20 protein-coding genes are annotated in these 25,285 nt (G+C 57.7%); 16 read left to right on the top strand and 4 right to left on the bottom strand.

What is annotated here, in order from left to right:
• Positions 1 to 1,216 precede the first annotated feature (1,216 nt).
• Complete coding sequence (locus tag CXQ89_RS17425) at positions 1,217 to 1,837, bottom strand: hypothetical protein (protein ID WP_104056368.1); 621 nt, start codon at positions 1,835 to 1,837, stop codon at positions 1,217 to 1,219.
• 427 nt (positions 1,838 to 2,264) lie between these two features.
• Between CXQ89_RS17425 and CXQ89_RS19150 the strand changes: the two genes are divergently transcribed.
• The 3 genes from CXQ89_RS19150 (at position 2,265) to CXQ89_RS17410 (ending at position 4,533) form a co-directional block, all read left to right on the top strand.
• On the top strand, positions 2,265 to 2,462 hold the full coding sequence (locus CXQ89_RS19150; RefSeq protein ID WP_374952999.1) for a transposase: 198 nt from the start codon (positions 2,265 to 2,267) through the stop codon (positions 2,460 to 2,462).
• 459 nt (positions 2,463 to 2,921) lie between these two features.
• The gene (locus CXQ89_RS17415) at positions 2,922 to 3,761 is read left to right on the top strand and encodes a hypothetical protein (RefSeq protein ID WP_104056363.1); all 840 of its coding nucleotides are present in this window, start codon (positions 2,922 to 2,924) and stop codon (positions 3,759 to 3,761) included.
• Positions 3,762 to 4,242: 481 nt separating this feature from the next.
• Complete coding sequence (locus CXQ89_RS17410) at positions 4,243 to 4,533, top strand: hypothetical protein (protein ID WP_104056362.1); 291 nt, start codon at positions 4,243 to 4,245, stop codon at positions 4,531 to 4,533.
• Between the two features lie 394 nt (positions 4,534 to 4,927).
• Here CXQ89_RS17410 and CXQ89_RS18240 read toward each other — a convergent pair whose 3' ends face one another.
• The gene (locus tag CXQ89_RS18240) at positions 4,928 to 6,286 is read right to left on the bottom strand and encodes a hypothetical protein (RefSeq protein ID WP_146067290.1); all 1,359 of its coding nucleotides are present in this window, start codon (positions 6,284 to 6,286) and stop codon (positions 4,928 to 4,930) included.
• A 650-nt stretch (positions 6,287 to 6,936) separates the two neighbouring features.
• Here CXQ89_RS18240 and CXQ89_RS17395 point away from each other — a divergent pair.
• From CXQ89_RS17395 to CXQ89_RS17375, 5 genes are all read left to right on the top strand, one after another.
• Entirely contained in the window at positions 6,937 to 7,611 is a 675-nt protein-coding gene (locus CXQ89_RS17395; protein ID WP_146067289.1) for a hypothetical protein, read from the top strand.
• Positions 7,612 to 7,617: 6 nt separating this feature from the next.
• On the top strand, positions 7,618 to 8,433 hold the full coding sequence (locus CXQ89_RS17390) for a hypothetical protein (RefSeq protein ID WP_104056354.1): 816 nt from the start codon (positions 7,618 to 7,620) through the stop codon (positions 8,431 to 8,433).
• Between the two features lie 227 nt (positions 8,434 to 8,660).
• Positions 8,661 to 9,080 (top strand): hypothetical protein, encoded by a 420-nt coding sequence (locus CXQ89_RS17385; protein WP_104056352.1) that lies wholly within the window; start codon positions 8,661 to 8,663, stop codon positions 9,078 to 9,080.
• A gap of 596 nt (positions 9,081 to 9,676) precedes the next feature.
• Complete coding sequence (locus tag CXQ89_RS17380) at positions 9,677 to 10,282, top strand: recombinase family protein (protein ID WP_104056350.1); 606 nt, start codon at positions 9,677 to 9,679, stop codon at positions 10,280 to 10,282.
• A 240-nt stretch (positions 10,283 to 10,522) separates the two neighbouring features.
• Entirely contained in the window at positions 10,523 to 11,005 is a 483-nt protein-coding gene (locus CXQ89_RS17375) for a hypothetical protein (protein ID WP_104056348.1), read from the top strand.
• 38 nt (positions 11,006 to 11,043) lie between these two features.
• Here CXQ89_RS17375 and CXQ89_RS17370 read toward each other — a convergent pair whose 3' ends face one another.
• On the bottom strand, positions 11,044 to 11,409 hold the full coding sequence (locus CXQ89_RS17370; protein WP_104056346.1) for a hypothetical protein: 366 nt from the start codon (positions 11,407 to 11,409) through the stop codon (positions 11,044 to 11,046).
• Between the two features lie 283 nt (positions 11,410 to 11,692).
• Here CXQ89_RS17370 and mobF point away from each other — a divergent pair, with 283 nt between their 5' ends.
• The gene (gene mobF / locus CXQ89_RS17365) at positions 11,693 to 16,300 is read left to right on the top strand and encodes a MobF family relaxase (RefSeq protein WP_104162191.1); all 4,608 of its coding nucleotides are present in this window, start codon (positions 11,693 to 11,695) and stop codon (positions 16,298 to 16,300) included.
• A gap of 131 nt (positions 16,301 to 16,431) precedes the next feature.
• Positions 16,432 to 17,031 carry a hypothetical protein gene (locus CXQ89_RS17360; RefSeq protein ID WP_104056343.1) on the top strand — a complete coding sequence of 200 codons (600 nt, stop codon included), beginning with the start codon at positions 16,432 to 16,434 and terminating at the stop codon, positions 17,029 to 17,031.
• A gap of 14 nt (positions 17,032 to 17,045) precedes the next feature.
• Here CXQ89_RS17360 and CXQ89_RS19145 read toward each other — a convergent pair whose 3' ends face one another.
• Positions 17,046 to 17,549: a M48 family metalloprotease gene (locus CXQ89_RS19145; RefSeq protein WP_368783725.1), complete on the bottom strand. Its 504-nt coding sequence runs from the start codon at positions 17,547 to 17,549 to the stop codon at positions 17,046 to 17,048.
• Positions 17,550 to 18,535: 986 nt separating this feature from the next.
• On the opposite strand from CXQ89_RS19145, the gene CXQ89_RS17350 reads away from it, so the two are divergent.
• The 6 genes from CXQ89_RS17350 (at position 18,536) to CXQ89_RS17325 (ending at position 25,228) form a co-directional block, all read left to right on the top strand.
• Positions 18,536 to 19,588, top strand: a complete 1,053-nt coding sequence (locus CXQ89_RS17350; protein WP_104056339.1) for a cupin domain-containing protein — start codon at positions 18,536 to 18,538, stop codon at positions 19,586 to 19,588.
• Position 19,589: 1 nt separating this feature from the next.
• Positions 19,590 to 20,768 (top strand): FAD-dependent monooxygenase, encoded by a 1,179-nt coding sequence (locus CXQ89_RS17345; protein ID WP_104056338.1) that lies wholly within the window; start codon positions 19,590 to 19,592, stop codon positions 20,766 to 20,768.
• Between the two features lie 53 nt (positions 20,769 to 20,821).
• Positions 20,822 to 21,745, top strand: a complete 924-nt coding sequence (locus tag CXQ89_RS17340; RefSeq protein WP_104162190.1) for a fumarylacetoacetate hydrolase family protein — start codon at positions 20,822 to 20,824, stop codon at positions 21,743 to 21,745.
• A gap of 40 nt (positions 21,746 to 21,785) precedes the next feature.
• Positions 21,786 to 23,186, top strand: a complete 1,401-nt coding sequence (leuC, locus tag CXQ89_RS17335; protein ID WP_104056334.1) for a 3-isopropylmalate dehydratase large subunit — start codon at positions 21,786 to 21,788, stop codon at positions 23,184 to 23,186.
• Positions 23,187 to 23,201: 15 nt separating this feature from the next.
• Entirely contained in the window at positions 23,202 to 23,795 is a 594-nt protein-coding gene (gene leuD, locus CXQ89_RS17330; RefSeq protein WP_104056332.1) for a 3-isopropylmalate dehydratase small subunit, read from the top strand.
• A gap of 179 nt (positions 23,796 to 23,974) precedes the next feature.
• Positions 23,975 to 25,228 (top strand): CaiB/BaiF CoA-transferase family protein, encoded by a 1,254-nt coding sequence (locus tag CXQ89_RS17325; RefSeq protein WP_104162189.1) that lies wholly within the window; start codon positions 23,975 to 23,977, stop codon positions 25,226 to 25,228.
• Positions 25,229 to 25,285 lie beyond the last annotated feature (57 nt).

Raw genomic sequence — 25,285 nt, 5'->3', positions numbered from 1 at the left:
TGGAGATAGTGCCGAATCACGGGGGACTCCGGCACCCAGACTCTGTACGTTTGGGTCTGGGTGAGCGAGGGAACGCCGCCGGCTATTGGGAAACTCAGTCACTGAGTCTGTGAGTCTGGGACTCTGATGGCCTGTGAGTCAAGTTGGTTGTTGATATCGGCTCCTCCACTCCAGGGCACATTGTGCACGCACGGTGAATGTCGTGTCACCACTGTGTTCGGGCCGGTGTGATGGGACCAAGTTCTGGCCGGGGGAGAGTGCATTGCGGACCGTTAGATGCGCTGGGCCGGAAATGAACGGTCCTGAGGAGTACCCGACGCCAGTTCGGTTGGTAAGTAGAGCCTCGGGGACTCGGTGAGTCTGTGATCAGTGGAGATAGTGCCGAATCACGGGGGACTCCGGCACCCAGACTCTGTACGTTTGGGTCTGGGTGAGCGAGGGAACGCCGCCGGCTATTGGGAAACTCAGCCACTGAGTCTGTGAGTCTGTGAGTCTGTGAGTCTGGGACTCTGCTACTGCTCCGATCCCCATGTTCTTCACCATGGAGTGGATTATTACCGGCCGGGTTCCGGCCCCCGGCTGTCGCCTTGAGACGGTTGCGCGTCCACACCACCCAGCGCCAGCCAAGCCCCGCAGTGGTCAGGTCTGTCCAAAAGATAAAGCCCTGCGCTTCGCTTCGGACTGAAAGCCTCTTTTTGCCTTGTGGGTGGCTGGGTATCTCCGTCATACAAGGCCACCGATGGTAGCCGTTCGGGGGCCCGTCCAGTCAATCCACGCGCCCGAACGCCGGCACGCGGTCGCTGGCGCTCCCTTATTTCGCGCCGTCGTTCGGCCACTCTTCGGGATTGACAGTCCACCCTCGACCGGCTGAATCGGTGGGGGCCTCGCATGGCGGGGCAGGAAGGAGGTGTGGCTAATGAGCATCGACCAGGCGCTGCAGCTCACTACCGCGGTAGTGCAGCTGGCAACGGCAGTCGTGGCTCTACTCACCGCACGACGCGTGCTCTTAACGAGCAAACGCTTCCGAGGGCGAACTCGGAAGCGTAAGCGACGTGCAAGGAAGTAGTCACACAACCCCCGGTGGTCGTGACCGCAAAGGTTGCGGCCACCGGGCTCCTTCTCAGTTTAAGCCGCTCATCGACGAAAGGAAACAGTGATGGAACTACTCAACCTGCTCCTGGCGCTGCTCGCACTGGGAGCCACGATAACCGTCCTGCTAGCGATCGATCGCACCAGAGGAAACTAGGAAAAAGGTTGCGATAGTCAGAAGTCCGAGAACAACCAGTTCCACCATTAGTACTGTCAGGAGGAGGCGAAGACGCTTGCGAGCTCGCTGCGATTGGATCTCTTTGGTCGCATCGCTTACGATTTGAAATTTTGTATCGATCAGTTTCGGTTCTTCCCAGCTGCATAATGCTGACCCATCGACAAGGAGCCTCACCGTCGTGGGGACCCCCTTCTTTAGCAACATCGGTCCTATTGCAATTGATTTTCGATCTTCACTAATTTTCACAGGTTCACCCTCCCCGCCAGCGTGGGCGAGAATCGGGGTTTCACACTTCATAACCATGGGGTTGGCCGAATCGAACCTATCGGAGGGGACGTCAAACATGCCTGTGGCTTGGACGGAAACATCGATGAAGCGGGGGTCCTTTACCTCTTGGCCCGCGTGGGAAATAGTGATGCCATCGAAACCGTCCGCCTCCTCGGAGATGAACTTCGTTTCTTTCGTGGACAGGGCCACATGCCGGCGTGGGTTTTGATGCAGAAACGCCACAATGGCGACAACAACACCGATGATCGCAACAACTACTCCGAATACAACACCAGAATCCATTCTCAAATGAAATCACGTTTCTAGCGGCCTGGTTTCGCCCGGGGGCTTCAACCAGGAAACGGGCGTCCGCTGCGCGGCCGGCTCTTTGGCCCGGGGCGCCCCTTCGCAGAGCTCCGGACCTCCCGAACCTGATCTGTCTACGACGGTTTTTTGCTGCTGTCCTTATGTTGTTGAGCGGGTGGTTCCGGGGCAGTTGTAGTGTCTGGGCTACCCAGGGGTGGTGGGTATGGCTGTTGCTGCTGTGCCGGGCGCTTGTCGTTACGGCTTCGTAGGATTGGCCGCCTGCCGTTCCCGTGATGGCCCGACCGCTGATTGAGAGACGCGACTGAAGCTCGCTGGATAAGGACACGACGGCGCGGTTATCTGCTGGGTTCTACTGGAGATGACGAGTTGATTGGAGGCTGCGATAGCGCAGCTGTGGGCTGGTGTGGATGCGGGTAAGACCCATCATCACTGCGTGGTGATCGACGCGGACGGGACCCGTTTGTACTCGCAACGGATCGCGAACGATGAGAGCACATCTAGCCCCTCCTTCGTCGGGGCCTGCGGCCCGCAAATTTTCCTCCGGCGCTCCTGCGTCGCTGATTCCCTCCGCAAATTTTCCGACCCTTGCCCTGGCGGGTAGACAGGCCTGCGTCGGGCACAGCTCCGCAAGCTTCGCCAGCAGGCAAAAAACAACTGTGAGTCTTATGGTGGCTGGTCTGGGACTAGCTGGCAGTGTTGATGCCGGTCGTTCTATCTGGCGCGTGACTCGAAAAACCGTTCCCGTATGGGCCAACGATCCTCCGGGTTCACTACGGCCGTGTGGAATAGGACGATCCAGGGCCTGCAACGGGTGTACAGGTGCATTCGTCTCTACCGTCCGAAAATGCTTGGAAAATATCTATGCCGCGCGAATTTCGCTCCTCAGCATGAGCCCCCACAAACCCACCCCCCCCACACCCCCATTCATAAAGTTGTCGCAGTGGTATAGCAGATGCATCGCATAGGGTGTCGCCATGATCTAACAAACTGGCACCTCAGAGCGTCGTTTCGCTTGAGACGATACGTTGCTTTGATGGCCTATCTAGGCAATCATGAGTGCATGAACGAAACAGAAGAGATTTTCCTCGAATATAAGGACCAACCTGCAAGTGACACCAAGGCGACTCGCCTGGACCTCTTTGGTGATGCGAAGCGTGGGTTTGTAAGAATCCGTAAGGATTTCGTCCAGCGTGAATCAGCGCCTCGCCCGTCTGTCCTTTCGGAGCTTGTGGTCGGACGCAAGGAGCGGGCATTGGACCTTCTTCTAACTGTCCACGCTCTCTCTCCTATTTTGGAGGGAACACCGCTGCCCATCGCCACCTGGGCGCGACTACTTCACTCCGAGGAGCGTCCTTGCACCGATCGTGCCATTCACTCATCACTGCGCGTCCTCAGTCAGATGAATCTACTTTCCGTCACGGGGGCCAAAACCCAACCCGAGATTATTCTCTATCGCGAGAACGGTGACGAGACCCCATGGATCAAAGACCCTAAGGCACAGTCCAAATCTGATCTGGGAAGGGGATTCTTCACAATCCCTTTCGATTACTGGACTGAAGGGATCATTGACCGCCTTAGGATGCCAGGGAAGGCCATGCTCCTGATCCTGCTCAAGGAGACACAGGATCCGAATGGTCCCAAGACGTTCACGATGCCTGTGGAGAGAGCTTCATCCTGGTACGGGATCAGTGAGAGAACTGCGGAACGCGGATACCGGGAGCTGGCTAATCAAAAAATCATTGCACAGCACCTTCAGAAGGTTCCGGATTCTAGGCATCCAGCCGGCCGTCGAGAGATTTACCATCGCGCACTGCTACACCCGTACAGTACGGCAAACCGTGAACAGCTCCGGGTTATGGCCTATGAAGCGGCAAACAGTGACACAACCATAAGCGTCTAGAAAGCAAAGGAGGTTCTGAAAGTTGCGGCAGATCTTTGAAACGAAGTGGTGACGTGATCCTTCGGGATTCACGAACTCTGACCCCACCAAGTGCATCCTCCGCGCGGATAATACCGCTGAATTTCCGTGATCTGTCCGATAAATGGTTACAAGAGGGTAACGATTTAAAAGAAAAAGCACCTCCGCGCCTTTATGGCACAGAGATGCTGGTATTATGGGACTTGTGTCATTTTCGCCAGGCTGCAACCCGGCGTTTGACTACAAGTAAATCAATCAACTAACTACACAAAGTCCCAGCAAGACAAGACAAGAAAGGATGCTCACCGGTAGATGTTCTCTTCAACTACGTATAACACTACACGCACGGTAGGTCCACAGCCAAATTTTTGTGATGTAAATCACATTTTTTGGCAGATGGCCGGTCTCCCTAAGGGAGCGTGTCCTCCTCTCCTGTCTTTGAACCTGGGCAGGAAGAAAGACAATGTCCGAGAAAGACAAGCACCCCGGAGTGCTGGCCAAGGGCCGCAACCCCGGGTGCAAGAAGAATAAGCGCAAGACCCAGAGGCGCCAAGAGAACAAGCGCAACTGGCGCAAGTTCCGTAAGCGCTTCAGGAAAGGCTTCTGGCGTGTGGCCCTCAAGGTGGCCAAGAGGGCCGGCCAAGCGGTGGCTCTCCTCCTTGTGTGGATAATCCTCCTCGCCAGCTATTGGGGGGCGACCGCCGTTGGCCTACCTATAGAACCCGTCATGGAGAAGTTCTTGTTCCTAGACTGAACAGACAGTTGAATGCCCGTCCACTGCTCGACAGCGCAGACGGGCATTCAACCGTGTCCGCTCGCGCTGGTGTAAATCGCAGCAGTGGATGGTCTGCCGCTGGATGTGCACGAATACGATGGAATAAGAGACACCGACGAACGAGACATGACGCGCTAGGAAAATTTATCTCGTTATCCGTGTCCCAATTGCCACGGGTGCCCACCGCGCGCCCGCTGACCGGGAGACATTGTGAGCTCTCAGACGGGTGCTCGACGGCCTGGCAAAGTGCAACTGCTTGAAGCTCACCTCCTCATCAGGAAAAACCAGCCCAAATGAACACCCTGAGGACTGTGAAGCGGCAGCAGGTACGCGGGCCGGTCTCGCAGCACCATGTCTCGGATGACTACGCTCGCTAAATCCATAAAGGATGAATGAGATCAAGCACATTGCCATCTGTTAAAGCGCGCAGTTCGGCGAAGCCTGAGCACTGAGATTGGCTGAGACCACGTTCTCGGACGCTCCGTGCGAGGTCAAGTCGGTCGGGATTGATCCTTGGATTATCGAAGAAATGCCCATCACTCAAACGTTTCTTCACAGTGTGAACCGAGACACCAAGCTGTTTAGCGATTTCCTCTCTGTTGTTTCCCTCGTCCTGGAGCTTCACGACGTCGGCGCATTCCGCGACCCGTTGAAGCATGCTCGCTCGGGACCACTCGTTCACGCCGGCCACTCCTCGGGTGCGGACACCTCGTCGACGTAGCACGGCTGACACTGCGCTGACGCTCATGCCCACTTCTGCTGAAATTTCGGACAGAGACAGCCCATCCTCCGCGAGCCGTGCCACTAAGCTGTTCCGGGATTCATTCGCCTGTTTCCGATGAGCCGTTACTCCGGCCTCTTTCATCACCTTCCGAATGCGCGTTTCCGAAATGGAGATTTCACTGCTTGCGTCTAGCACGCTTGTTCCACCGCGTACGAGGTCGAGTGCCTTGGCGTCAAGCTCCCGCGCAATACGCCACCTGATCTCAGCCTCCTCGTGGCGGGCGTTTCGGAGCATGAGTTGAATACTCCGCGGCATCGCCTCCGCGTACGGCAACGTAGGCAATCCAACGCCTGGAAACCGATCGTGCAGTTCTAGGAGCTCACCAGCCGTTTCATCGGTGAGATGAAAACCGGCACGGGCGATCCCTTGTCGCGTTTCGTGGCTGAGCGCTGTCCACAGCTCAGCAAGACGGGATGCCTGCTCTTCCTGATCTTCCAACTTCTCGTCGTACATTTGAGTGGTGGGTCGAAGTACAACAGCTTCAAGGCAGTCCCGTTCTGCGATTGCATTGAACGTGGACCGATAGAAACCGGGAACCATGACGCGATACCCGAGGGAATTCAACGAACGCACTCTCCAGTGATGATGGGCAGCGTAGCTGGCACTTAGGTAACCAATACGATTCCCATTCAAATCAACTGCGAGAGCGGTGTGATCAAAAGGATTGCCAGGTTCGGGCACTAGCTCGAAGTTGTCTTTATAGATTGCGCCCGAGCGTTCCCGGTGCTTGCGTGGTTGTCCATACTGAGTTCCAACCACTGGCATCCATAGGCCGACGATTTCATCGTATGGTCGGTCGTCGTAGGGTTCGATTTTTTCTGCTTGCTCCCAGGACACCAACAGCAGGCTCGTACCCACCCTTGGGTACTCTCCAGGCTGACGTTGATATCTCTGTGAGCATAGCAACCGCCATTCCTGCCGAGCTTCCGCAATTTCTGCGGAAGACATCCCTTCCGTCATATGTGACCAACGAGGGCTACCGAGGAAACGCTCAGCGTGTGGTGAAGCGGCAGTGGGCATCGGAAAATCATATAGTCCTTGCTCCCTAGACGCCGATAGACACTGAAACCTTGGCGCTACGTCGAGGGGACGGGAACGAATCTGTGCACGAAACCGCGTCATGGAGGAAGGGTCTAAAACGATCCATTGCGACCCGAAGGTTTTGACCCAGGAATAGCCGCGTCCCCTGGCGGCGCAAACCAAGTACGAAACATGCATCGCCGTAATGCGACGATGTGGCGGATTTTGACCCTCTGGTATGGAACAGGCAAGGGACCAGCAGGGGGACGGCGAGCCCGTCAGCGCTGCGGTTTCGCTGGGATTTGCGCGCGTGTATCGACTACGCATCAGAATCTTGAAGGCCAGCGTCAGCAGCTACTTCGTGGAGAACACGTCTGGCATGGCGCCAATGCAGCTCGACGTCGACCCATTGGGGTGCCTGAACGCAAAGTGCCCGTGATTGCGCTGTTGACCGCCTCTTCTCAGCACAATCTCGCATCCCAATCCAGTGGGCAGCGGAAATTTCATGGAATGTCTGCGCTCCCTCTTATGCTGGCCGGTGAAGAGTGGTGTGGAACGAGTGGTGCGGGAGGACGTTTATGAGCGAGATGGCAGGAACAATCCGGGAGAGGGAACAGGCAGCTGTCAGGGCCTTGAACGAGCAGGAAGACTACGTGCGGCGGATGGGCCACCTCAGTGACCAAGAGCTGACCCGGCAACTCATTGCTACCCTCCGGCAGGAGAAGATCAGGCTAGACCGGTGGATTGGTTCCGGCGATTGTTTCGTTCTGTCCGTCGCTGGCAAGGTTCATCTCCCGCAATGCCCGAGCATGCGGCAGTTCATGGATCGGGACGCCGCTTGGGAGCCCTATCTGAATGATCTGGACAGGGTCCGCGACTGGCATGGCAGCGACAACGCCCCCGATATGCCCACCTTGCTAACTCGTGCCGAGGTGGAGGGCTTGAAGGCCTACAAGACGTGTTCTGTCTGCGCGCCAACGCTGGACCATACCGATAAGCGTCCTGGTCTCCGCGGTTGGACGGTCATAAAATGCGGCAGCTTTAAAACTAAGCACTTCGGTAAGGTTTTCAGTTTTGTCGCCGGTGAAGAGATGGGTGTCCTGACCCGGATTTCTACGGTGGAAACCATAGAGGGTATGGAGTTCCGAGCTGAGTTCGACGCGCTTGATGATCCCGTCACCGATCCTTCGGTGGAAGTGATGTATCCAACGCCCCGCCCCTCGACCTGGCCGCCGCTGGATGAGAGAAATTAGCCGCAGATGATGGCGGTCTACGACATTCTTAACGCGCCTGCTTTTAGTAAGAAATCCAGGCACGGCAAGTTCATTTATGTGTTGATGTTCAATGCTGCCGGCAAGAGGGGTGTCCCGTTCTACGTGGGTCAGTCCTCTGGTCTCACGTCACGCTTCGGTAGTCATCAGATGATCATGTGGCACTTAGCCAAGTTTGATGCTCCCGCGCACGTCTGGATTGCGGGGGAGGTCTCTGCTGTCAAAGCGGATTTTGCCGAGCAGGACCTCATCACAAGACTCAGCAGCGCCGGCTACCGGCTGACCAACAGGACTATCAGCCACAGCAGGGCGAAGAAATTTCAGCAGCAGGAAGGACTGCTGAACCTCACCGCTGATCAGATTAGGGCTTATCTGTGCAGAGATTTTCCGCGAACGAGTGTACTTGCCGGCTGGACCAGCAAATGGATCCCGGCACAGCCGGGGTATGTGAAGGCCGGGACGGCACTGGCCACGAGTCAGGTGGTTGATTATGTTTCGGCGCTGGAGTACTCATCAGTGCTCGTGCGGAATGTATCGCTCGCTATTGCCCAAAACCATGATCCGCTGATTGGGTACTCCAGGCTTGTTTTCAAGGATGCTATGCGTGGGGTCCCGGGAGCGGGCAAGGTCTACAACCATGCGCGAAAACTGACCTGGCTCTGGTTTTTCAATCGCGCAATCCTCCCCGACCATCTTCACGATTTCAGGCTCACAACCAAACACTTGGCAGAAGCAGCAAACTCCCGTAGCGCAGCTCATCCTCGTGGTGTACAGGACGAGCTACGAAGCTCTCCGAGTGATTAGCCCCTTGCCGGGGTTGCTGAGCTAGTCGACGGCACCTTCACCCGGGTTAGGTGAGATGGCGCCCTCGTTCCCTTTCTAGGCCTGCGGGAATCTTTACCCGCTCGAGTCTGTCTCCGGAGGCGAGCAGTGTGGAAGGCACCTTTGAGCTCGGCCCGGAGTGCGGCAGATAGCTCCTATGCACTTCTGCTCCGTGCGGGAGCGCGGTCCTGCTTGAGTAGGCTTGGGGCATGGAACTTTGGGGCGTGCTTTTGGGTGCGGCAATCGCAGGCCTGTTTGCTTTCGTCGGGCACTACTACAACAGACGAACCGAGCACCGGCAGTGGCTTCGGGGTGAGCGCCAGGAACTCTACAAGCGCTTCATAACGCACTATCAGCACATGGATCTGTTGATAACAGAGTCAGAATCCAGGAGGTGGGAGATGACGGATGGCCTTACAGAATGGCCTTTGTTTCCGAGTCAAGAGTATATTCTGCTCTGCCCGAAACGGACCTCCGATGGCATCCTCCAAACCGTCAACCTGATAGTTCTGCTTCGCGACGATATCGCCCAAGGTAAGCCACCGGAAAGACTTGCAAGGCGGCGCCGCGAAGCACGCAAAATCTACGAGATCGCGGTTAGGGCCATGAAGCAGGACTTGGGAACGTGAACGATGTTGTCTGTCTACAGAGACCTAAGGCCCTCCTATGCGCTTTTGCTTCGTGCGGGGCCCGCTTACGCAGGTTGAGGGGGTGGAACTGGTGTTCGCCAGTGTGGTTAGTGGCTACCGACACTTAGCCGCTAACCAGCGGTACAACTCCTCCAGCAACTTACCCAGAGGATTTTATGAGTTGCGTTGTTATCTGATCCGACTTCCTTACTAACGATTCGTGGGCACGAGGTTGATTCGGGATGGCGTCGATGAAGTGCTGCATGTGGTCCCGTCCCGCCATGGTTCGGTCCAGCCACTGATCGTGGAGGTCTGTCGCTACGATCACCGGGGTTGGGTAGTGGATTTTAAAACATCTCTCTCCTGCCTGGGTCGGGGAATGCGGCTGAACGAAAAGGACCGTTTTCGTGCTCGCTGAGGTTGCACCTAAAGTGGGACATCAGATTCCCTAGCTTCCGCAGGGCTGATGCGGGCGCTGGTGCACGGAAATGTGCACGAAATACCGTTGCACGTTTCGCGGTACCCTTGCGAGTTCCGTGCAGAAGGCTAGGCTCCAAATATCTACATGGGAACCACAGCTGACGGACCACGCTCTTATGACTACTCAGAACCTCATCGGATACGCAAGGGTTAGTAGTGCTGAGCAAACCACTGCTCTGCAGGAAGACGCACTTATCGGGGCAGGCGCCGTGAGGATCTTCTCCGATAAGGTTTCCGGAACTTCCAAAAACAGACCAGGCTGGGATGCCTGCCTGGATTATCTGCAGCCCGGAAACGTTCTTGTTGTGTGGAAACTTGATCGCGTTGGACGCTCGACCGCAGAGCTCGCCCAGATTGTCGTTGAGCTGGGAGAGCGCGGCATTCACTTCAAGTCGCTGATGGAGATTTTCATCGATACGACCACCGCTGACGGGCGGCTGGTTTTTCACATCTTCGCTGCCCTGGCCGAGCACGAACGAAACAGGCTCATCGAACGTACTCAGGCGGGCTTGATTGCCGCACGGGCGCGCGGCCGGATCGGTGGACGGCCACCATCGGTCACCGATGCTCAGCTGCAGCAGGCCCACAAGATGAGAGCCGAAGGGATGAGCATTGTTGAAGCGGCGACGATTCTTCGGGTCGGACGCATGAGCCTCACCCGCGCTTTCCAACGAACAGCGGAGGAAGAAGTCAGAACATGGTCAAACTCTTCCTCGGGATAGTAGTCGGAGGGATATGGGTTAACTATCGCGTTGTCCGAGCGCTATTCGTTTTGATCCTTCGGTTGTTTCCTCTGAAGGAGCGACCGAGAAACAGAGTCGCAGGAGCCTTAAGTCTGTCATTTTGGCTTGCTTGTGTCTGGATTTTTTTCCTTGCGGCAAAAGTACCAATCTGGGCGCTTCTGGCCGCCGCCGCTGTCTCTGTCTGGCTATTTTTTGTCGTAGTCTGAATGGAGGGGAGGCGTGTACCTGTCCGACCTTGAAAGGTTCCAGTCCTATGTTTTGCGCGGGCCCAGAGAAGATAGCTGCTGGATCTGGCTCGGCGCTGTAAGCGATGACGGATACGGAAGGTTTTGGGTCAAGACTCCTGGCGGACAGAAAGCCCTCAGCGCACATCGCTTCGCCCTGTCAGTCATAAACGGCGGGATGGAAGGCATCGAGGGACTGGAGTCCCTTCATCATTGCGACGTTCCCATGTGCGTGCGGGCGACAGAGGATGCTCAATCACATCTGATCTTAGGTACGAGATCCGAGAATATGATCGACCGTGCCCGTAAGGGCCGGCTTCCTTCGGCGGCAGCAATCAAGTGGCGTTACCTGCCACGCGCTGAACAGGCGGCTCGAACCAGGTCGCTGCGCGATGAGCTGAAGAGGAACGGTTGGCAGGACCAAATAGTCCGTCAACTCATCTATGGGATCAACGCAGTCGACCCCACCCTGTTCTGAGAGGTACTGATCGCAGGGAGTGTGGAGGGCCCAGCAAACTAGCCGCCGGCAGTGGTCTCAACCGTACCCGCGGCCGGCTTGCTCTTGCCCAATATAGATCTAACCCCGGTCGACGTGAGGTCGAGTCGCTGGGCAATCTCAGAAACAGAGAGACCCTCGGTCTTCATCTCAATTACGACGTTTGCCTGCGCGATCTTCGCTTTCTCCGTATCGGCTTCGACCTTGGCACGGAGCTCTCTTATCCTGTCTTCCCCGGCGGCCCTAATCTGGTCTTCGTCACTGACAGCGACAAAGAAGCGTTCACCAAGCTTTAGCAACCTCTCTTGTCGCGCCATCGAGGCCGCTGCAGCCTTACGTGCCCGCTCTCTGGCTTCCAGCATTGCCGAGCTCTTGCGCTGAATCATGGTGCCCTTAATGGGGAGGCCGAGTGATGCCTCTATTGAACACCACGGACAAACCTAACGGTCACCAGAAAGTCCGCGAGTCGGACTGCCATTTGGGCCCTCAAGCGGTCCCGGCACTGTTTGAGGATTCAGTGTACTCCTGAAGGGTACTCCTGAAGGTCTATCACGCTTCTTGGATGCAGGCGCAGAAAGATTCAGGATTCAGGGCCATTTATCGCCACACCTCATGCATCCTGATGATTGAGGCTAGACACGCGTACACCCGACAGCAATAATCGCAGCCATGATGACCGTCCATAAGCTCAGCGCTGGGGACGGGTACGCCTACTACACTTCCGAGGTCGCTAGCGCCGACGAGCTGCGCGCCGGCGACCGGGAGCTTGGCGACTATTACACGGTCGAAGGAATGCCGCCCGGCCGATGGGCAGGGCACTCTATGGAGCTGCTGGGGGTTTCCGGTGAGGTTACCGGGGAGCAAATGGCAGCCCTTTTCGGCGAGGGACTGCACCCCGACGCCGCCAGACTTATGGCAGATGGTGCCACTGAAAAGGAAGTGCGGCTAGGACAGAAATATCATCGCTACACGGACGCAGACACGGAGCTAACGAGACGCCTGGAGGAGGAACATGCCAGGGTACGCAGGCTAACCGGCAGTGACCCTGACAAGGCAAAGATGCATGAAATCCGCGGTCGGGTCGCCGGGCAACTATTTCGTGAGAAACATGGCAGGGACGCCCGAGACAACCGGGAGCTGGCTCGGTTTGCAACAGCACAGACTACGCCGAGACAGCAGACAGTCGCCGGATACGACCTTGTTTTCTCTCCCTCAAAGTCCGTGTCTCTGCTGTGGGCCCTTGGCGGTGAAGAGGCACGCAAAGCCATCGAAGCGGCACACCACGAGGCGATCGCAGAGACGATCACCTTCCTGGAGAAGAACGCTCTCTACACCCGGCGCGGTAAGAACGGGGTCCGCCAGATCGATGTTGAAGGTGGTCTGGTTGCCACCCAGTTCCGGCACTATGACTCCCGCAATGGGGACCCCCAGCTGCACGACCACGTCGTGATAGCTAACAAAGTTCTCGGCGCCGACGGGAAATGGTCGTCCATCGACGGACGCACTCTCTACAAGATGAACGTCGCTGCTTCGGAAACGTACAACTCGAAGGTGATGGAGAAGGTCTGCGCCGAGCTCGGGGTTGCTGTTGTGGCCCGCAAGAGCGGGGGAAACGAACCCATCTATGAGTTGGCGGGAATCGACCTGGACGCCATCCATCACGCCTCCTCACGCAGAACCGACATTGCGGGAGCCATCCGACGTCTTGAAGCCGAATTCACAGACAAGCACGGATATGTCCCTTCCGAGAAGCAGAAGATTGCCCTGGCCCAGCAAGCGACACTGGAGACCCGGCCGGCGAAAAAGGACGCACGCAAACTTTCAGATCTGGTCCACGAATGGCAGAAGGAATACAGCTCTGACCTGGGAATGCCGGTGGGGAACAATCTGCTGGAGAGGATACGGCAGGCGTCGAGACGGGCTGCGGCACCGGTGGACATGCATGCCGTGGACGTTCACGAACATGCACGGCTGATCGTTCACGAGCTTTCCACCAAACGTGCCACCTGGGGGAGGAACCATGTTCTGGCTCAGGTCCACCGGCACCTAAAGGAATCTTTTCCGAGCAAGACAATGCCCGATGAACTGGTCGAAAAGATTACCCGTGCAGCGACGGCCACGCACAGCCTCAGCGTCACCTCCACCGCCGTCCCTTTCCGGCTTAGAGAATTCGCCCGAGCGGACGGGAGCAGCCAATTCCGGCAGGCTGAAAGCACGCTCTTCACCTCGCGTGAAGTGCTTCAGACAGAACATAAAGTTCTGGCCGCAGCGCAGCTCACAGTCATACCGGCGGTGTCCGCTGAACGCTTCTCAAAGGTTCTGGAAAAGCACCTGAAACAAGGACAGACACTTAGCGAGGGACAGATTGAACTCGCTCGCTCATTCACAACAGGGGAGAAGCTCCTAGCGCTGGGAATCGGACCAGCCGGTGCCGGCAAGACCACCAGCCTTGCCCTGGCCGCTGACGCCGCTCGCGCCGGAGGCGGCCACATTATCGGGCTTGCCCCGACCGCAGCGGCTGCGGCTGTTATGAGTACTGACCTTGGAGCCGACGCAACAACGATCGACAGTTTCCTTGCCTCCCATCGAGTCGAGGACTCCCAGTCCGTGGGCCCGCGGCTGCGAACCGGAGACGTCATCATTGTTGACGAGGCAGGCATGGTCACCACCACAAAGCTGGCCGAGGTCGTCTCCGTGGCCGCCCGCCATGGTGCCGTCGTCCGGGCTATCGGAGACGACCGCCAGCTGGGTGCAATTGGGTCAGGCGGCGCCCTGCGGCTGTTGGACCACCAAGTAGGAGCTGTCCGGCTTGAACGGGTACATCGGTTTAGAACCGAAGGCGAGGCCGAAGCCTCCCTGGCGCTCAGAGAAGCCCCCGCCTCCGGCGCCGACGCACCATGGCAGTGGTACATGGACAACAAACGGATAGTTGCCGGGGATAGCGACACCATGACGGATGCAGCACTGAGGGCCTGGATGGCCGATACAGCCGCAGGCAAGAACTCCCTGCTCATTGCAGGGGACAACGCAACAGTCACCGACCTCAACGCCTACGCCCAGGCCGCCCGGATCGCGACAGGAGAGTTGGGAAGGATCACCGAAAACACTCCCTCCGTCGTGCTGCGCGACGGGCTGCGGGCCTACGCCGGTGACACTGTCGTGACACGAAAAAACGACCGATCACTGCAGCTGAACCGAGGCAAGGACTTCGTTAAAAACAACGATGTCTGGACCGTGGAAAAGATCACCACGGCCACAGCGCAACAGGGAGCCGAAGACCGGCCAGGCAATGAGCTGGTCACGCTGCGCCACAGCGGTCACAACGGACGGATAACCCTTGACGCGGGGTACCTGCAAGACCACGGTCAGCTTGGTTACGCCGCGACGGTCCACCGTGCCCAGGGAACCACGGTGGATACCGCCCACGCGATCCTCAGCGAACGCAATGACAGGGCGGCCGCCTACGTAGCCGCTACACGCGGGCGGCTAACCAACCGCCTCTACATTGCCTTGGAGGACGGACAGGAGAGAGACGATGTGCTCAGCGCCATCGCCGGCGCCTACGACAGGAACCTCTCCGCGCATGAAACCGTGCGCACCGAGGCCATTCAGTCCGGAGACCTCGAAAAACTCGCGACCGTCTATGGTGAGGTGGAGGCAGCTGCTTGGACTGCTAAAACCAGGACCATCGCCGCTGAGGTAATGGGGACGCGGACGGCCGCTACGTTTACATCCCGCGAGGCATGGGGTGCGGTTGCTGCACACCTGCGCACCGCCGAACAGGCCGGCCTTGACCCCGCCAAAATCTTGGCCCAAGCAGCAGAAATCAAGGACCCTGGGGCCACCGATCCGGGCGAGTTGCCGGGGTTTGAGAACGCCATCGATCCGGCAGCCGTGCTGGCCTACCGGGTGGAACACCGCATCGAAAGCGCTTCCCGTCTAGTACAGAACGCTGACAGCCGGCCGCTCGGATCACTCTCAGACGAACATCTCGCCGGCCTCGCTAAACGCGCCTCCGTTTCGGGCTTTGACACGAAAGCCACCGGCCAAGACATGCAATGGACGACCCTTCCATTTGCAACGGTCCCAACCCAAGTACTGAAGGATGCCAGAGCCGATACTGTCCGCCGCATAACCGACAGGGGAATTTCCGGCGGCCTCGTTCCCGAAAGCATGAAAGACCAATGGATGGTTGAGGCAATGGGGAAGGAGCTGCACCGACGCACCGGACTCGCTCCCACACAGGCTGCAATCGAGCGGGCCACCCGGGGTGAGGACCCGCGCTCAGCTCACGAGATCAACGTTAGCGAGGCAATCACCTACGAACGGCGACTAAGGCAAGTTGCCGGACCAACCCATCCCCACACTCTTCCCGGCGGCCCAGGCAAGGGAATCAGCGAGGACTTGGCTCCTAGTGGACTCATTCAGGATCCGCTGGTTCCGCCAACCTACCGGACGGAACTCGAACGGTTACGCGCTCACCTGAGCCACCGAGTAGCGATCCGCGGGGCCCAGCTCGCGGAGGAAGTCCCGGTCTGGACAAAGAACCTTGGCCCGGTTCCTTCACACAAAGCAAAAGCCACCGAATGGCACCAAGTGGCTGCAGAAACTGAGGCCTACCGCAGCCGATACAACATCGGAAATCAGGAGCAGGCTCTTATCCCGCCGCAGTACGCCGATGACCCAGCCGCCAAGCGGCTCATCGCCAGGGCCACAGCACTGCATAAGCACTCCAAGCTGACGACGGCGCCGCCGCAGACCGCTGAACAAATCCGGCAGGGAGCTGACGAAGCCCGTATAGCCGAGCGCGTCACCACAGCGCCGGCTCCGGCCGAGCAGGTCATTGACCGGTTGCGCGGTGAACGGGCGCACAGCGGCGACAAGCTGCCCCAGCCGCAACAGCGCGAAGCCGCTGTGGTTGATGCCATCCAGGCGGCAGACGCCGCTACCGAAGGCGGGACCGCTGGCGCTATTGCACGTGCGGTTGCCAAACACCGCTCAACGCAACAAGCGTCCGACCAACCGTCAGCCCCAGCTCCCGGTGCCTCGCCGGGGGTACTGCAGAAGGAGACTAAAGTGTCAGAAACCCAACAGCCCCCGGCACGCGCAGCGGAACCAGGAAGCAGATGGGGACGTAAGCAGGCAGAAGCCATCCAACGGCGGAAAGCCGCAGCAGCGGAGCTACAAGCAAGGAAGGCTGACAGCTCGAAGGCCGACGCCACGGCAGCGGCCCGCCGCGCCGATCAGATCAAGCGTGACGGCGGGCGTTCGCTCTAGGCACGGGTGGCGGCCTGTCCGCCGGCAAGAACATTCCGGCCAAGCGTCGCCGACCCGGAGTGGAGTTCACTCCGCAGTGTTACCCGGCGTGCGGGTCGAAACGACAGAATGGATAAGGACCATGGAAGAGAATGGCTTTGCCGGGCGGAACAGGCCGGCACCCGAACGTGGCTAGCGAAGAGGTCGAGGCAGAAGATACCAGTCTGCTGGTGAGGCTGCTACGCGAAGTTCAGACAATCGTCTCCCCAGCAAGTGTTTTGGAAGAACGGTTCGCCACTCAGCGAACACCTGTGAAGCAGCTTTTAGCAGCTTCAACAACGTCTCGGATTCATGAGAACCGGTCCGAGACGGTGGCCGAACGCCTCCGCAAAGTCATAGAGATCAAAGATGACGGGGACCTGCGTCAGGCTTATGAGAAATACGGCCCCTCCATGGCCGAACGCGAGATGAAGGTCGGACTCAAAGCGTGGACCTCTCTTATTGAGAACGGCGGGCCCGCTAGTCCTTATTTTCTGAACGGTCTTTCCGAAGTAGTCACCGGATCGTCGGAGTATCTACTCACCGATGACGAACAGATCATTCGTGAGGTGGAAAACCGTATCCGCGCCGAGAAGGCCCTATCCCTTGCCGGCGTAACCGGCTTCGGTAGCAGCGGAACGCCAGATGCGGGAGCACTCCAGGCCTTGGCCGAGCTCGTCCAGAAAAGATTGGGCACTGCCGAAAAGGACTGAGTAATATCTGAAGCCTAAGGGTCGCAGGGCCCCTCTGCACCATGAGGAAGATGTTTTTTCATTAGGTTTATGCGGTTCGGGTGAGAAGGGTGAGAGCGAAGTGGCCACAAGATCATCTGGATGAACCTCTCGGCCAGAGAGGGTGAATGGCGAGCACTGTTGGTGAACGCAAAGTATTCTCTGGCTCCTCTAACGTCGCCCATATAAGCCGCGGCGAAAATGTCCGCGCGACGTTCATCTGCACGGCGCAGGGAACCGAACCAGATCAGGGCCAGAACAAGAACTCCCATCGACATCCCGCGAAGGAAGCCCCATTCATCGGCGTTCCCTGAAAGATCTGCCACAGCCCCTGCCACAGTCGTTCCCAGGCACAACAGTGCGGATATCAAGGCTGTTGTCAGCACCGTTAAACGAAAATGCTCTTGAAAGGTGTTCCTGGTGGCCGCGTGGCCGACTTCGTGCGCAATAAGCCACCTGAGGCCGGCGGGTGGACAACTCTCTACGACCCTGAGAGGCATATTCATCTCGTACCCATACCGATGTCTCTCAGCTCTCATATCAGCAGTGACGTTGTCTCGGGAATTTTTGAGGTTAGCTACGATACGAATTGCTGGGAGATCTATCCCTGCGGACGCGCAAACTTGTTCCGTTTCAGCCCTAACAATCTTTAGTGCATGATCTGCTGCCTGGCCCGTCAGCTCCGGGTATTACTTTCTGCCTCTCAGCACTGGCATTTGAGCCTTCTATCCAAAGCCACGGTGGCTCCCTGGGCTAAAGTCTGTACGCATGAGTTCACGATAGCCACCCCACAATCGGATTCAGCAGCCAAAACTGGAGTTGTGGGCAGAAAGTGCGTTCAAGCAGGACCCGACGCCGGCTTCGATCAGGCAGGTGGTGAATGAGTGACGTAGCGAGTGGATGTCCAGGGCCGGTGTCAGTTCTTCGCTGGAGCGGTTGCACACGAGGTTCAGAGCCGACTCTGAACCTTGGGTTCAACGTTCATGCAGAGAAAGGCACTTCTGTCGGTGGTTAGGGAGGCTGCGCTCCAGCTAGTCGGCAATGATCCGCGCAACCAGCTCTGAAAGCCTAGGGCGCCGGGCTTTCGGGGCGATCGACTGGTCTTGTCACAGCTAACCTGCGGGGCTCCCTTGTCCGACAGGATTCAGGGCCAAATCCACGTGGGCGAGCTCTTTCCTCATTGCGTTGCAGCCCCCAGCAGCCGGCCGCCCACATGCAGTGTCGCTGTCTGCCAGCGCGGCAAACGCTGCAATCCCAGATCGCAGCCCAGTAGGGCTTCGGCTAGTTCTCAAAAATATAGTTCGTACAACTTTGGCTTGAAACAACCAACATCAAGGTCCCCTGCTAGACCAGTGAAGGTAGCGGCGGAAAGCTAAGCTTTTCACCCTTGACTAGTGGCGTAGATCACAAGTAACATTTAGTTCGTATACATGTTGTTCCGTCAATGCGGCATCAACGATGGACCAGATTCGATGGGAAGTAAAAGATGGCCACGACTAGGTATGTCTCCAGTGACGCGGAAGTTGATGCGCTGTATGCTTCCGCTGCGGAAAATGACCTTCAGCCACTATGGGAAATGAAGGGCCTGCTGACACCACAACCCAGGGCGAAGGCGATTCCCTTCCGGTGGAGAGTTGCAGACCTCATGGATCTGGGCCGCCGTGCGCAAGACCTAATCCCTATTGACAGGGGTGGTGATAGGCGGGTTTTTGCGTTTGCAAATCCGGGCCTAAAGGGAGCTCCCTACGTTTCAAATACGCTCTGGGCCGCTGCTCAGTTCCTCGGACCAGGAGAGCTCGCGCCGGCACACCGTCACAGTCCGGCCGCGCTGAGGTTCGTAATGGAGGGCGAAGGTGTCTGGACCTTGGTGAATGGTGATCCCATCCACATGGGTCGCGGAGACGTAATTCTGACTCCATCGTGGAACTTTCACGAACACCATAATCCCGGTGACAAGTCCATGGTTTGGCTGGATGTGCTGGATCTTCCCGTAGTCGAGTTTCTCGAAGCCATTTTTTTTGAGGAGGGACCTTCGGAACTGGTGGACAGGAAAACTGATCCACGTTCTGTTTCTGAGCGTCAGTTCGGGCAAGGGGCCGGCATCGTACCTTCGGGTTCGAAAGGAGTAATGAAGGGTAGCCGGCATTCGCCGCTGCTGGTCTTTAGATGGGCAGACGTAGATTCGGCCTTGGACGCGCTCCTGGAGATAAAGGGTGGCGGTGATGCGCAGATACGCTACCAGGATCCGGTCAGCGGCAATGATGTTATGCCCACTCTTCGCTGTGAGATGCGCAGGGTGGTGCAGGGGACCACCACCGGCGCGGATCGACAGACTGGGTCACGCGTCTGTGCAGTCCTGAGCGGCACCGGACACGTGCAGGTGGATGATGAGGTCTTCGACCTCCAGCCAGGCGACGTATTCGTCGTGCCGTCATGGAAGAGCCAGCAGATCAAAGCCGACACCACGCTGGACATATTTACTACCAGCGATGCACCTGTGTTAGAGGCCTTGAAGATCTATCGGGAAGAGGCAAACTAGCGTGACAAAATCACATTTCGACACGCTAATTATCGGTGGCGGGATCGGTGGGCTTTCGACGGCCCTCGCAATGGGCCGGGCCGGGCGGCGAGTACATCTGGTGGAACAGGCAGAGGTGTTCTCCGAAATTGGCGCAGGTCTGCAGCTGGGCCCGAACGCTACACGCTCTATGGATCGGCTGGGGATACTGGAGGACGTCCTGGATATCGCAGTTCGGCCTCGAGCCGGGATTGTCATGGATGCTGTCTCTGGAGAGAAACTCACATCCATAGACTTTGGGGATGCCTTTACTGCTCATTACGGATATCCCTATGTGGTCGCGCATCGGCACGATCTACTCGAGATCCTCGTGGCGGCGTGTCAGGACACTCCTAGGGTAACCCTAGAAAACAACAGGTGTGTCGTCCAGGTTACCGATTCTCACGGGGTGGCCACGGCGACCTTTGACAACGGGGACAGCTACACGGCAGATGTCCTCGTTGGAGCCGACGGCATTAGATCACGCGTGCGTCAGTTGCACGATGACAGCGAACCGCTTTTCACCGGACACGTGGCCTACCGAGGCACTCTCCCAATCGATCAGATAACTTCGAATGTCGAAACCGACGACATTATCCTGTGGATGGGCCCCGGGATGCACCTTATCCAATACCCCGTTCGACGTCGGGCCCTCTACAACCAGGTCGCTGTCTTCGAAAGTCAGTGGTACGCCCAAGGTCGTGACGACTGGGGGAGTCTCGAGGAACTTACCGAGGTCTTTGCTCCCGCCTGCAAGAACGTGCAAGACTCCCTTGCCTTGATCAAAGACAACCGGAAATGGCCCATCTTTGATCGTGATCCGATTGAATCATGGAGCACCCCCCACACTGTGTTGCTCGGGGACGGGGCTCACGCAATGCGTCAATATCTTGGCCAGGGAGCATGCCAGGCTATGGAGGATGCGCTGGTGCTGACGCGTGCGCTTGACTCTAACAACGATGTCTCTCTCGCCTTCAAGAGTTATGAGTCTGCGCGGATTGAACGTACAACGCGCTGCCAACTCGCGGCTCGACCGTGGGGCGACCTTTGGCATACGGACGATTCCACGACCCTTGCACTGCGGAACAGAGTTTTCCAGATGCGGGCCGAGAACGATTATTCCGAGTTCGACTGGCTGTTTGAGGATCATGTTGGAGATTAATCAACGGGGCTTCGCCACACGATAAACGCATTTCGAGACGAAGGAAGAGGAACATGAAGTTTGCCTCGTACAAACATGAAGGACGTGCAATCGCTGCAGCTGTTACCGGCCCGGCAGTCCGCGACTTGACGCCGCTGCTTGGCGAGATCCACTCGGGCATCAGCCCCATGCGGAGGCTCATCGATCTCCTGGGCCAGAATGCCCTGGACTTTTCCAAGATCGGAACGTTGCCTATGGTGCCGATGCATGAACTCACGATTTCGCCTCTGGTTCCGGATCCCGGAAAGATCGTTGCTGCACCTGTGAATTATCACGATCACCAGGAAGAGATGAAACAACTTGGTGATGTCTCTGCGCTCGGATTTTTTCTCAAAGCGCCGTCTTCCGTCCTGGCCGATGGCGGCACTGTCCAGATTCCATATTTGGACCGCCGCTTTGATCAAGAGGGGGAACTTGCGTTTGTCGTAGGAAAGCAGGCCCGACACGTGTCGGTCGAGGATGCCTTGGACCACATGGCCGGCTTCACCTGCCTTCTGGATATCACGATGCGAGGTGGAGAAGATCGGTCGACCAGGAAATCATTCGATACGTTCACCCCTGTTGGCCCCTTCCTCGTCACGCCCGATGAAGTGGGAGAACTTTCCGGATTGACGCTGCAAACTCGCGTGAACGGCGAGATGCGCCAGGACGCGGACATCAAAGATTTGATCTGGGGCGTACCTGAGTTCCTTAGTTACGTGTCTTCAGTGGTGACGTTGCACCCCGGGGACATAGTCACGATGGGTACGCCGGCGGGAGTCGGGCAGATCAACAACGGGGACATTGTGGAGGTGGAAATAAGCGGCGTTGGTGCTCTCAAGGTCGCTGTAAGTGACGAAGACGCGGTGCTTTGCCCCACATCTGGAGCAAGCAGCGGGCCTCAGGCGCCGCAAGAAATCACGCCCGTACGCCAGCGAAGTGGCTTGGTTCGGGACTAGCGACAATCTCGGTCCGCCAGGACCTGACAGGAACTATTCAATGGGATGCACGCTCGCAGAAAAAGTGTGGAAAAGTCATGTTGTCCATCAACAAGACGGTTCCCCCGACCTCCTCTACATTGACCTTCATCTAGTTAACGAGGTGACCAGCCCCCAAGCCTTCGAGGGGCTGCGGGCTGCCGGCCGCAAAGTTCGCCAGCCGCAGCTCACGCTCGCTATGGAGGACCATAATGTCCCGACGATCGGCGTCAACAAGCCGATAGCGGACCCAATTTCAGCCTTGCAAGTGCAAACGCTCCGGAGCAATTGCGCCGAGTTCGGAATCGCGCTTTTCAATATGGGCGACCCGGACCAAGGCATTGTTCATGTCGTCGGCCCACAGCTTGGCCTGACGCAGCCTGGCATGACAATTGTCTGCGGCGACTCGCACACTTCGACGCATGGGGCTTTCGGCGCCTTGGCATTTGGCATCGGAACGAGTGAGGCCGAGCATGTGCTGGCCACACAGACATTACCGGCCAGTCCGTTCAAGACTATGGCGGTCAATATCGAGGGCGAGCTCCCGGCAGGGTCGACCTCCAAGGACGTGATCCTTGCCCTCATTGCTCAGATTGGCACCGGCGGTGGACAGGGATATGTTCTTGAGTATCGAGGCAGCGCCGTCACAAAAATGTCCATGGAAGCTCGAATGACGATGTGCAACATGTCCATCGAAGCGGGGGCTCGTGCAGGTCTCATAGCACCGGACGCTACGACGCTTGATTATCTGAGGGGCCGACTGAAGTCACCCGATGGCGCTGCATGGGATGCGGCCAGCGCATATTGGTTGAGCCTTGTGACGGACAGGGATGCCGAGTTCGATGCACAGGTAAACCTCGACGCCAGCCTCATCGCTCCGTTTGTCACATGGGGCACGAACCCCAGCCAAGGCGTGCCCATCTCCGGGTCGGTACCGTTTCCCCATGAGTTCGCCGACACCCGTGAGCGTGCTGCGGCGGAGCGGGCACTCGCGTATATGGGGCTTGAAGCCGGCACACAGATGCGGGACGTGGCTGTAGATTCCGTCTTCCTCGGTTCCTGCACCAACGGTCGCATAGAGGACCTTCGCGCTGCAGCTGCTGTCCTTGAAGGTAAGCGGGTCAAAACTGGAATGAGGATGTTGGTGGTACCCGGGTCAATGAAAGTTAAAGCCCAAGCAGAGGACGAGGGATTGGACGAGGTGTTCCTGAAAGCCGGCGCAGAATGGCGTTTTGCCGGCTGTTCAATGTGCTTGGGCATGAATCCCGACCAAGTCCCATCAGGGGAACGTTGCGTCTCCACGTCAAATCGAAACTTCGAGGGCCGACAAGGTGCGGGGAGTCGGACACACCTCGTGTCACCCGTAGTCGCCGCAGCCACTGCCGTCCGCGGGACTATTTCCTCGCCCTCTGACCTTAACTAGTGATTAGGACAAATCATGAATAAGTTCGACACGCATGTGGGCACCGGGATCCCCCTTCGCCGAAATAATATAGACACCGATCAGATCATTCCGTCGCGATTCGTCAAACGCGTCAGCCGGTCAGGTTTCGAGGACGCGCTGTTCGCCGAGTGGCGCAAGGAACCTGGGTTTATTCTTAATACTCCCCCCTACGGCGAAGGATCGATCCTTGTGGCTGGCCATGACTTCGGGATTGGCTCGTCCCGTGAACATGCCGTGTGGGGGTTGCTGGACTACGGAATCCGCGTTGTTATTTCCCCCCGCTTTGCCGATATATTCCGCGGGAACTCCGGAAAGGGCGGCCTCGTCACCGCCGAGGTTAACGAAAAGGACGTCGAGCTCCTGTGGGAATTACTCGAGCAGCGGCCCGATACCGAAATTACTGTCGATCTGCCAAGTCAGATGATCACCGCTGCCGGCAGAAATTTCCACTTCGACATCGACCCTTATGTAAAATGGCGGCTCGAGTTGGGCTACGACGATATCAGCCTCACGGAGCAGCACATCGGCCGTATCACCGAGTACGAAAGAAAGAGGCCTTCCTTTCTTCCCACCTGCAGTTTTTCGTGATCCGGATCTAGTTGAGGTTTTGAGCGATCTCTACTACTGCGGGTCCGAACTCGCGGACCAGATGCTGAAGGAACAACACTACGGAACCCTCTCACGGCTACGACGAATCGAAGTCAACCGGCCTGCAATCTTGTCTCGCGGAGCGATGAAGCTCCAAAGGCATTAACGAAAGAGGAAACATGACAACGGCCCGCATTGCGCCCCTGGACGGTGTGCGAGTACTCGAATTGGGAAACTACATCGCCGCACCGTCGGCTGGCAGGTTGCTCGCAGACTTCGGTGCAGAGGTCATCAAAGTGGAGCGGCCTGGAACCGGGGACGAGCTACGTAACTGGCGGCTGCACAAAGGCGACACATCCATGCTGTACCGCACCATCAACCGAAACAAAAAGTCCGTCGTGTTGGATCTTCGCAGCGACGCCGGGAGGCAGGCGGTGCTCGGGATCGCGGCGAAATCGGACATACTTCTAGAGAACTTCCGGCCGGGGACGCTTGAAAAATGGAATCTGGGCCCCGATGTACTCAACAAAGTCAACCCGGAACTCATCATTACCCGCATCTCTGCCTTCGGACAGACGGGTCCGCTTTCAGAGCGACCAGGCTTTGCCGCCGTGGCCGAAGCCTACGGAGGATTCCGCAACTTGGTGGGAGACCCTGACCGCCCGCCCGTCCGCGTTGGCGTCTCGATTGGTGACTCCATCGCTGGACTGTACGCCGCCTTCGGTTCAATGATGAGCCTCTACCAGCGGGAAGTAGGCCACCGGGACGGTTTCGACGCCGTACCGCTCCGCGAACGAATCATCGACGTAGCGCTCAACGAGGCGATGTTTTCCATGATGGAATCACTTATCCCCGACTACCAGGCGTACGGAGTGGAAAGACAGCGTACAGGCGGTCGGATGGAAGGAATCGCGCCCTCCAATGCCTATTCCTGCAAAGATGGCTCCAGCATTGTCGTGGCCGGTAACGGGGACTCCATTTTTCAGCGATACATGGAAACCATAGGGCGTCCGGACCTCGCGGCAGACCCTACATTGCAAAGCAACGCCGGCCGCTGGATCCGCCGCGGAGAACTCGATGATGCCATTAACGCGTGGTCAGGAGGGCTCGAAGCTGCCGAGGCCCTCGCGGCACTTGACGCCGCAGGTGTTCCCGCCGGCCCCATATATACTGCCGCCGACATCAGCACCGATAGCCAGTACGCCGCCCGGAACATGATCCAAAAGTTCGACGTTTCGACTGGTGAAGAAATCCTTAGCGGCGTGGGTTTCCCCGGCATCGTTCCGGTGATTGGCGAGCAATCGCTTCCCATCCGCAACCTCGGCCCGGACCTAGGTGAAAATACGAAAGAAGTTCTCGGAGGGCTCCTGAAGATGACCCTGGCAGAGATCCATGCAGCATCGGGCCCCAGTGCCGTGCTGTCTTTTCGGTGACCGTTCCGCTGATGAGGGTCGGCATCACCTCGACGGTACTGCTGTATCTGATGCTCT

It is taken from the genome of Arthrobacter sp. ZGTC212 (genome assembly GCF_002929255.1).
GTDB classification, from domain to species: Bacteria; Actinomycetota; Actinomycetes; order Actinomycetales; family Micrococcaceae; genus Arthrobacter_B; species Arthrobacter_B sunyaminii.
The sequence above is the reverse complement of the archived record's forward strand: the minus strand, read 5'-3'. Positions and strand labels throughout refer to the sequence as shown.

What these genes read in the sequence shown, in the direction of transcription:
- CXQ89_RS17425 (WP_104056368.1), bottom strand. Translation starts at nt 1,837, where the DNA reads ATGGATTCTGGTGTTGTATTCGGAGTAGTTGTTGCGATCATCGGTGTT.
- CXQ89_RS17415 (WP_104056363.1), top strand. Translation starts at nt 2,922, where the DNA reads ATGAACGAAACAGAAGAGATTTTCCTCGAATATAAGGACCAACCTGCA.
- CXQ89_RS17410 (WP_104056362.1), top strand. Translation starts at nt 4,243, where the DNA reads ATGTCCGAGAAAGACAAGCACCCCGGAGTGCTGGCCAAGGGCCGCAAC.
- CXQ89_RS18240 (WP_146067290.1), bottom strand. Translation starts at nt 6,286, where the DNA reads ATGTCTTCCGCAGAAATTGCGGAAGCTCGGCAGGAATGGCGGTTGCTA.
- CXQ89_RS17395 (WP_146067289.1), top strand. Translation starts at nt 6,937, where the DNA reads ATGAGCGAGATGGCAGGAACAATCCGGGAGAGGGAACAGGCAGCTGTC.
- CXQ89_RS17390 (WP_104056354.1), top strand. Translation starts at nt 7,618, where the DNA reads ATGATGGCGGTCTACGACATTCTTAACGCGCCTGCTTTTAGTAAGAAA.
- CXQ89_RS17385 (WP_104056352.1), top strand. Translation starts at nt 8,661, where the DNA reads ATGGAACTTTGGGGCGTGCTTTTGGGTGCGGCAATCGCAGGCCTGTTT.
- CXQ89_RS17380 (WP_104056350.1), top strand. Translation starts at nt 9,677, where the DNA reads ATGACTACTCAGAACCTCATCGGATACGCAAGGGTTAGTAGTGCTGAG.
- CXQ89_RS17370 (WP_104056346.1), bottom strand. Translation starts at nt 11,409, where the DNA reads ATGATTCAGCGCAAGAGCTCGGCAATGCTGGAAGCCAGAGAGCGGGCA.
- mobF (WP_104162191.1), top strand. Translation starts at nt 11,693, where the DNA reads ATGATGACCGTCCATAAGCTCAGCGCTGGGGACGGGTACGCCTACTAC.
- CXQ89_RS17360 (WP_104056343.1), top strand. Translation starts at nt 16,432, where the DNA reads ATGGCTTTGCCGGGCGGAACAGGCCGGCACCCGAACGTGGCTAGCGAA.
- CXQ89_RS19145 (WP_368783725.1), bottom strand. Translation starts at nt 17,549, where the DNA reads ATGCCTCTCAGGGTCGTAGAGAGTTGTCCACCCGCCGGCCTCAGGTGG.
- CXQ89_RS17350 (WP_104056339.1), top strand. Translation starts at nt 18,536, where the DNA reads ATGGCCACGACTAGGTATGTCTCCAGTGACGCGGAAGTTGATGCGCTG.
- CXQ89_RS17340 (WP_104162190.1), top strand. Translation starts at nt 20,822, where the DNA reads ATGAAGTTTGCCTCGTACAAACATGAAGGACGTGCAATCGCTGCAGCT.
- leuC (WP_104056334.1), top strand. Translation starts at nt 21,786, where the DNA reads ATGGGATGCACGCTCGCAGAAAAAGTGTGGAAAAGTCATGTTGTCCAT.
- leuD (WP_104056332.1), top strand. Translation starts at nt 23,202, where the DNA reads ATGAATAAGTTCGACACGCATGTGGGCACCGGGATCCCCCTTCGCCGA.
- CXQ89_RS17325 (WP_104162189.1), top strand. Translation starts at nt 23,975, where the DNA reads ATGACAACGGCCCGCATTGCGCCCCTGGACGGTGTGCGAGTACTCGAA.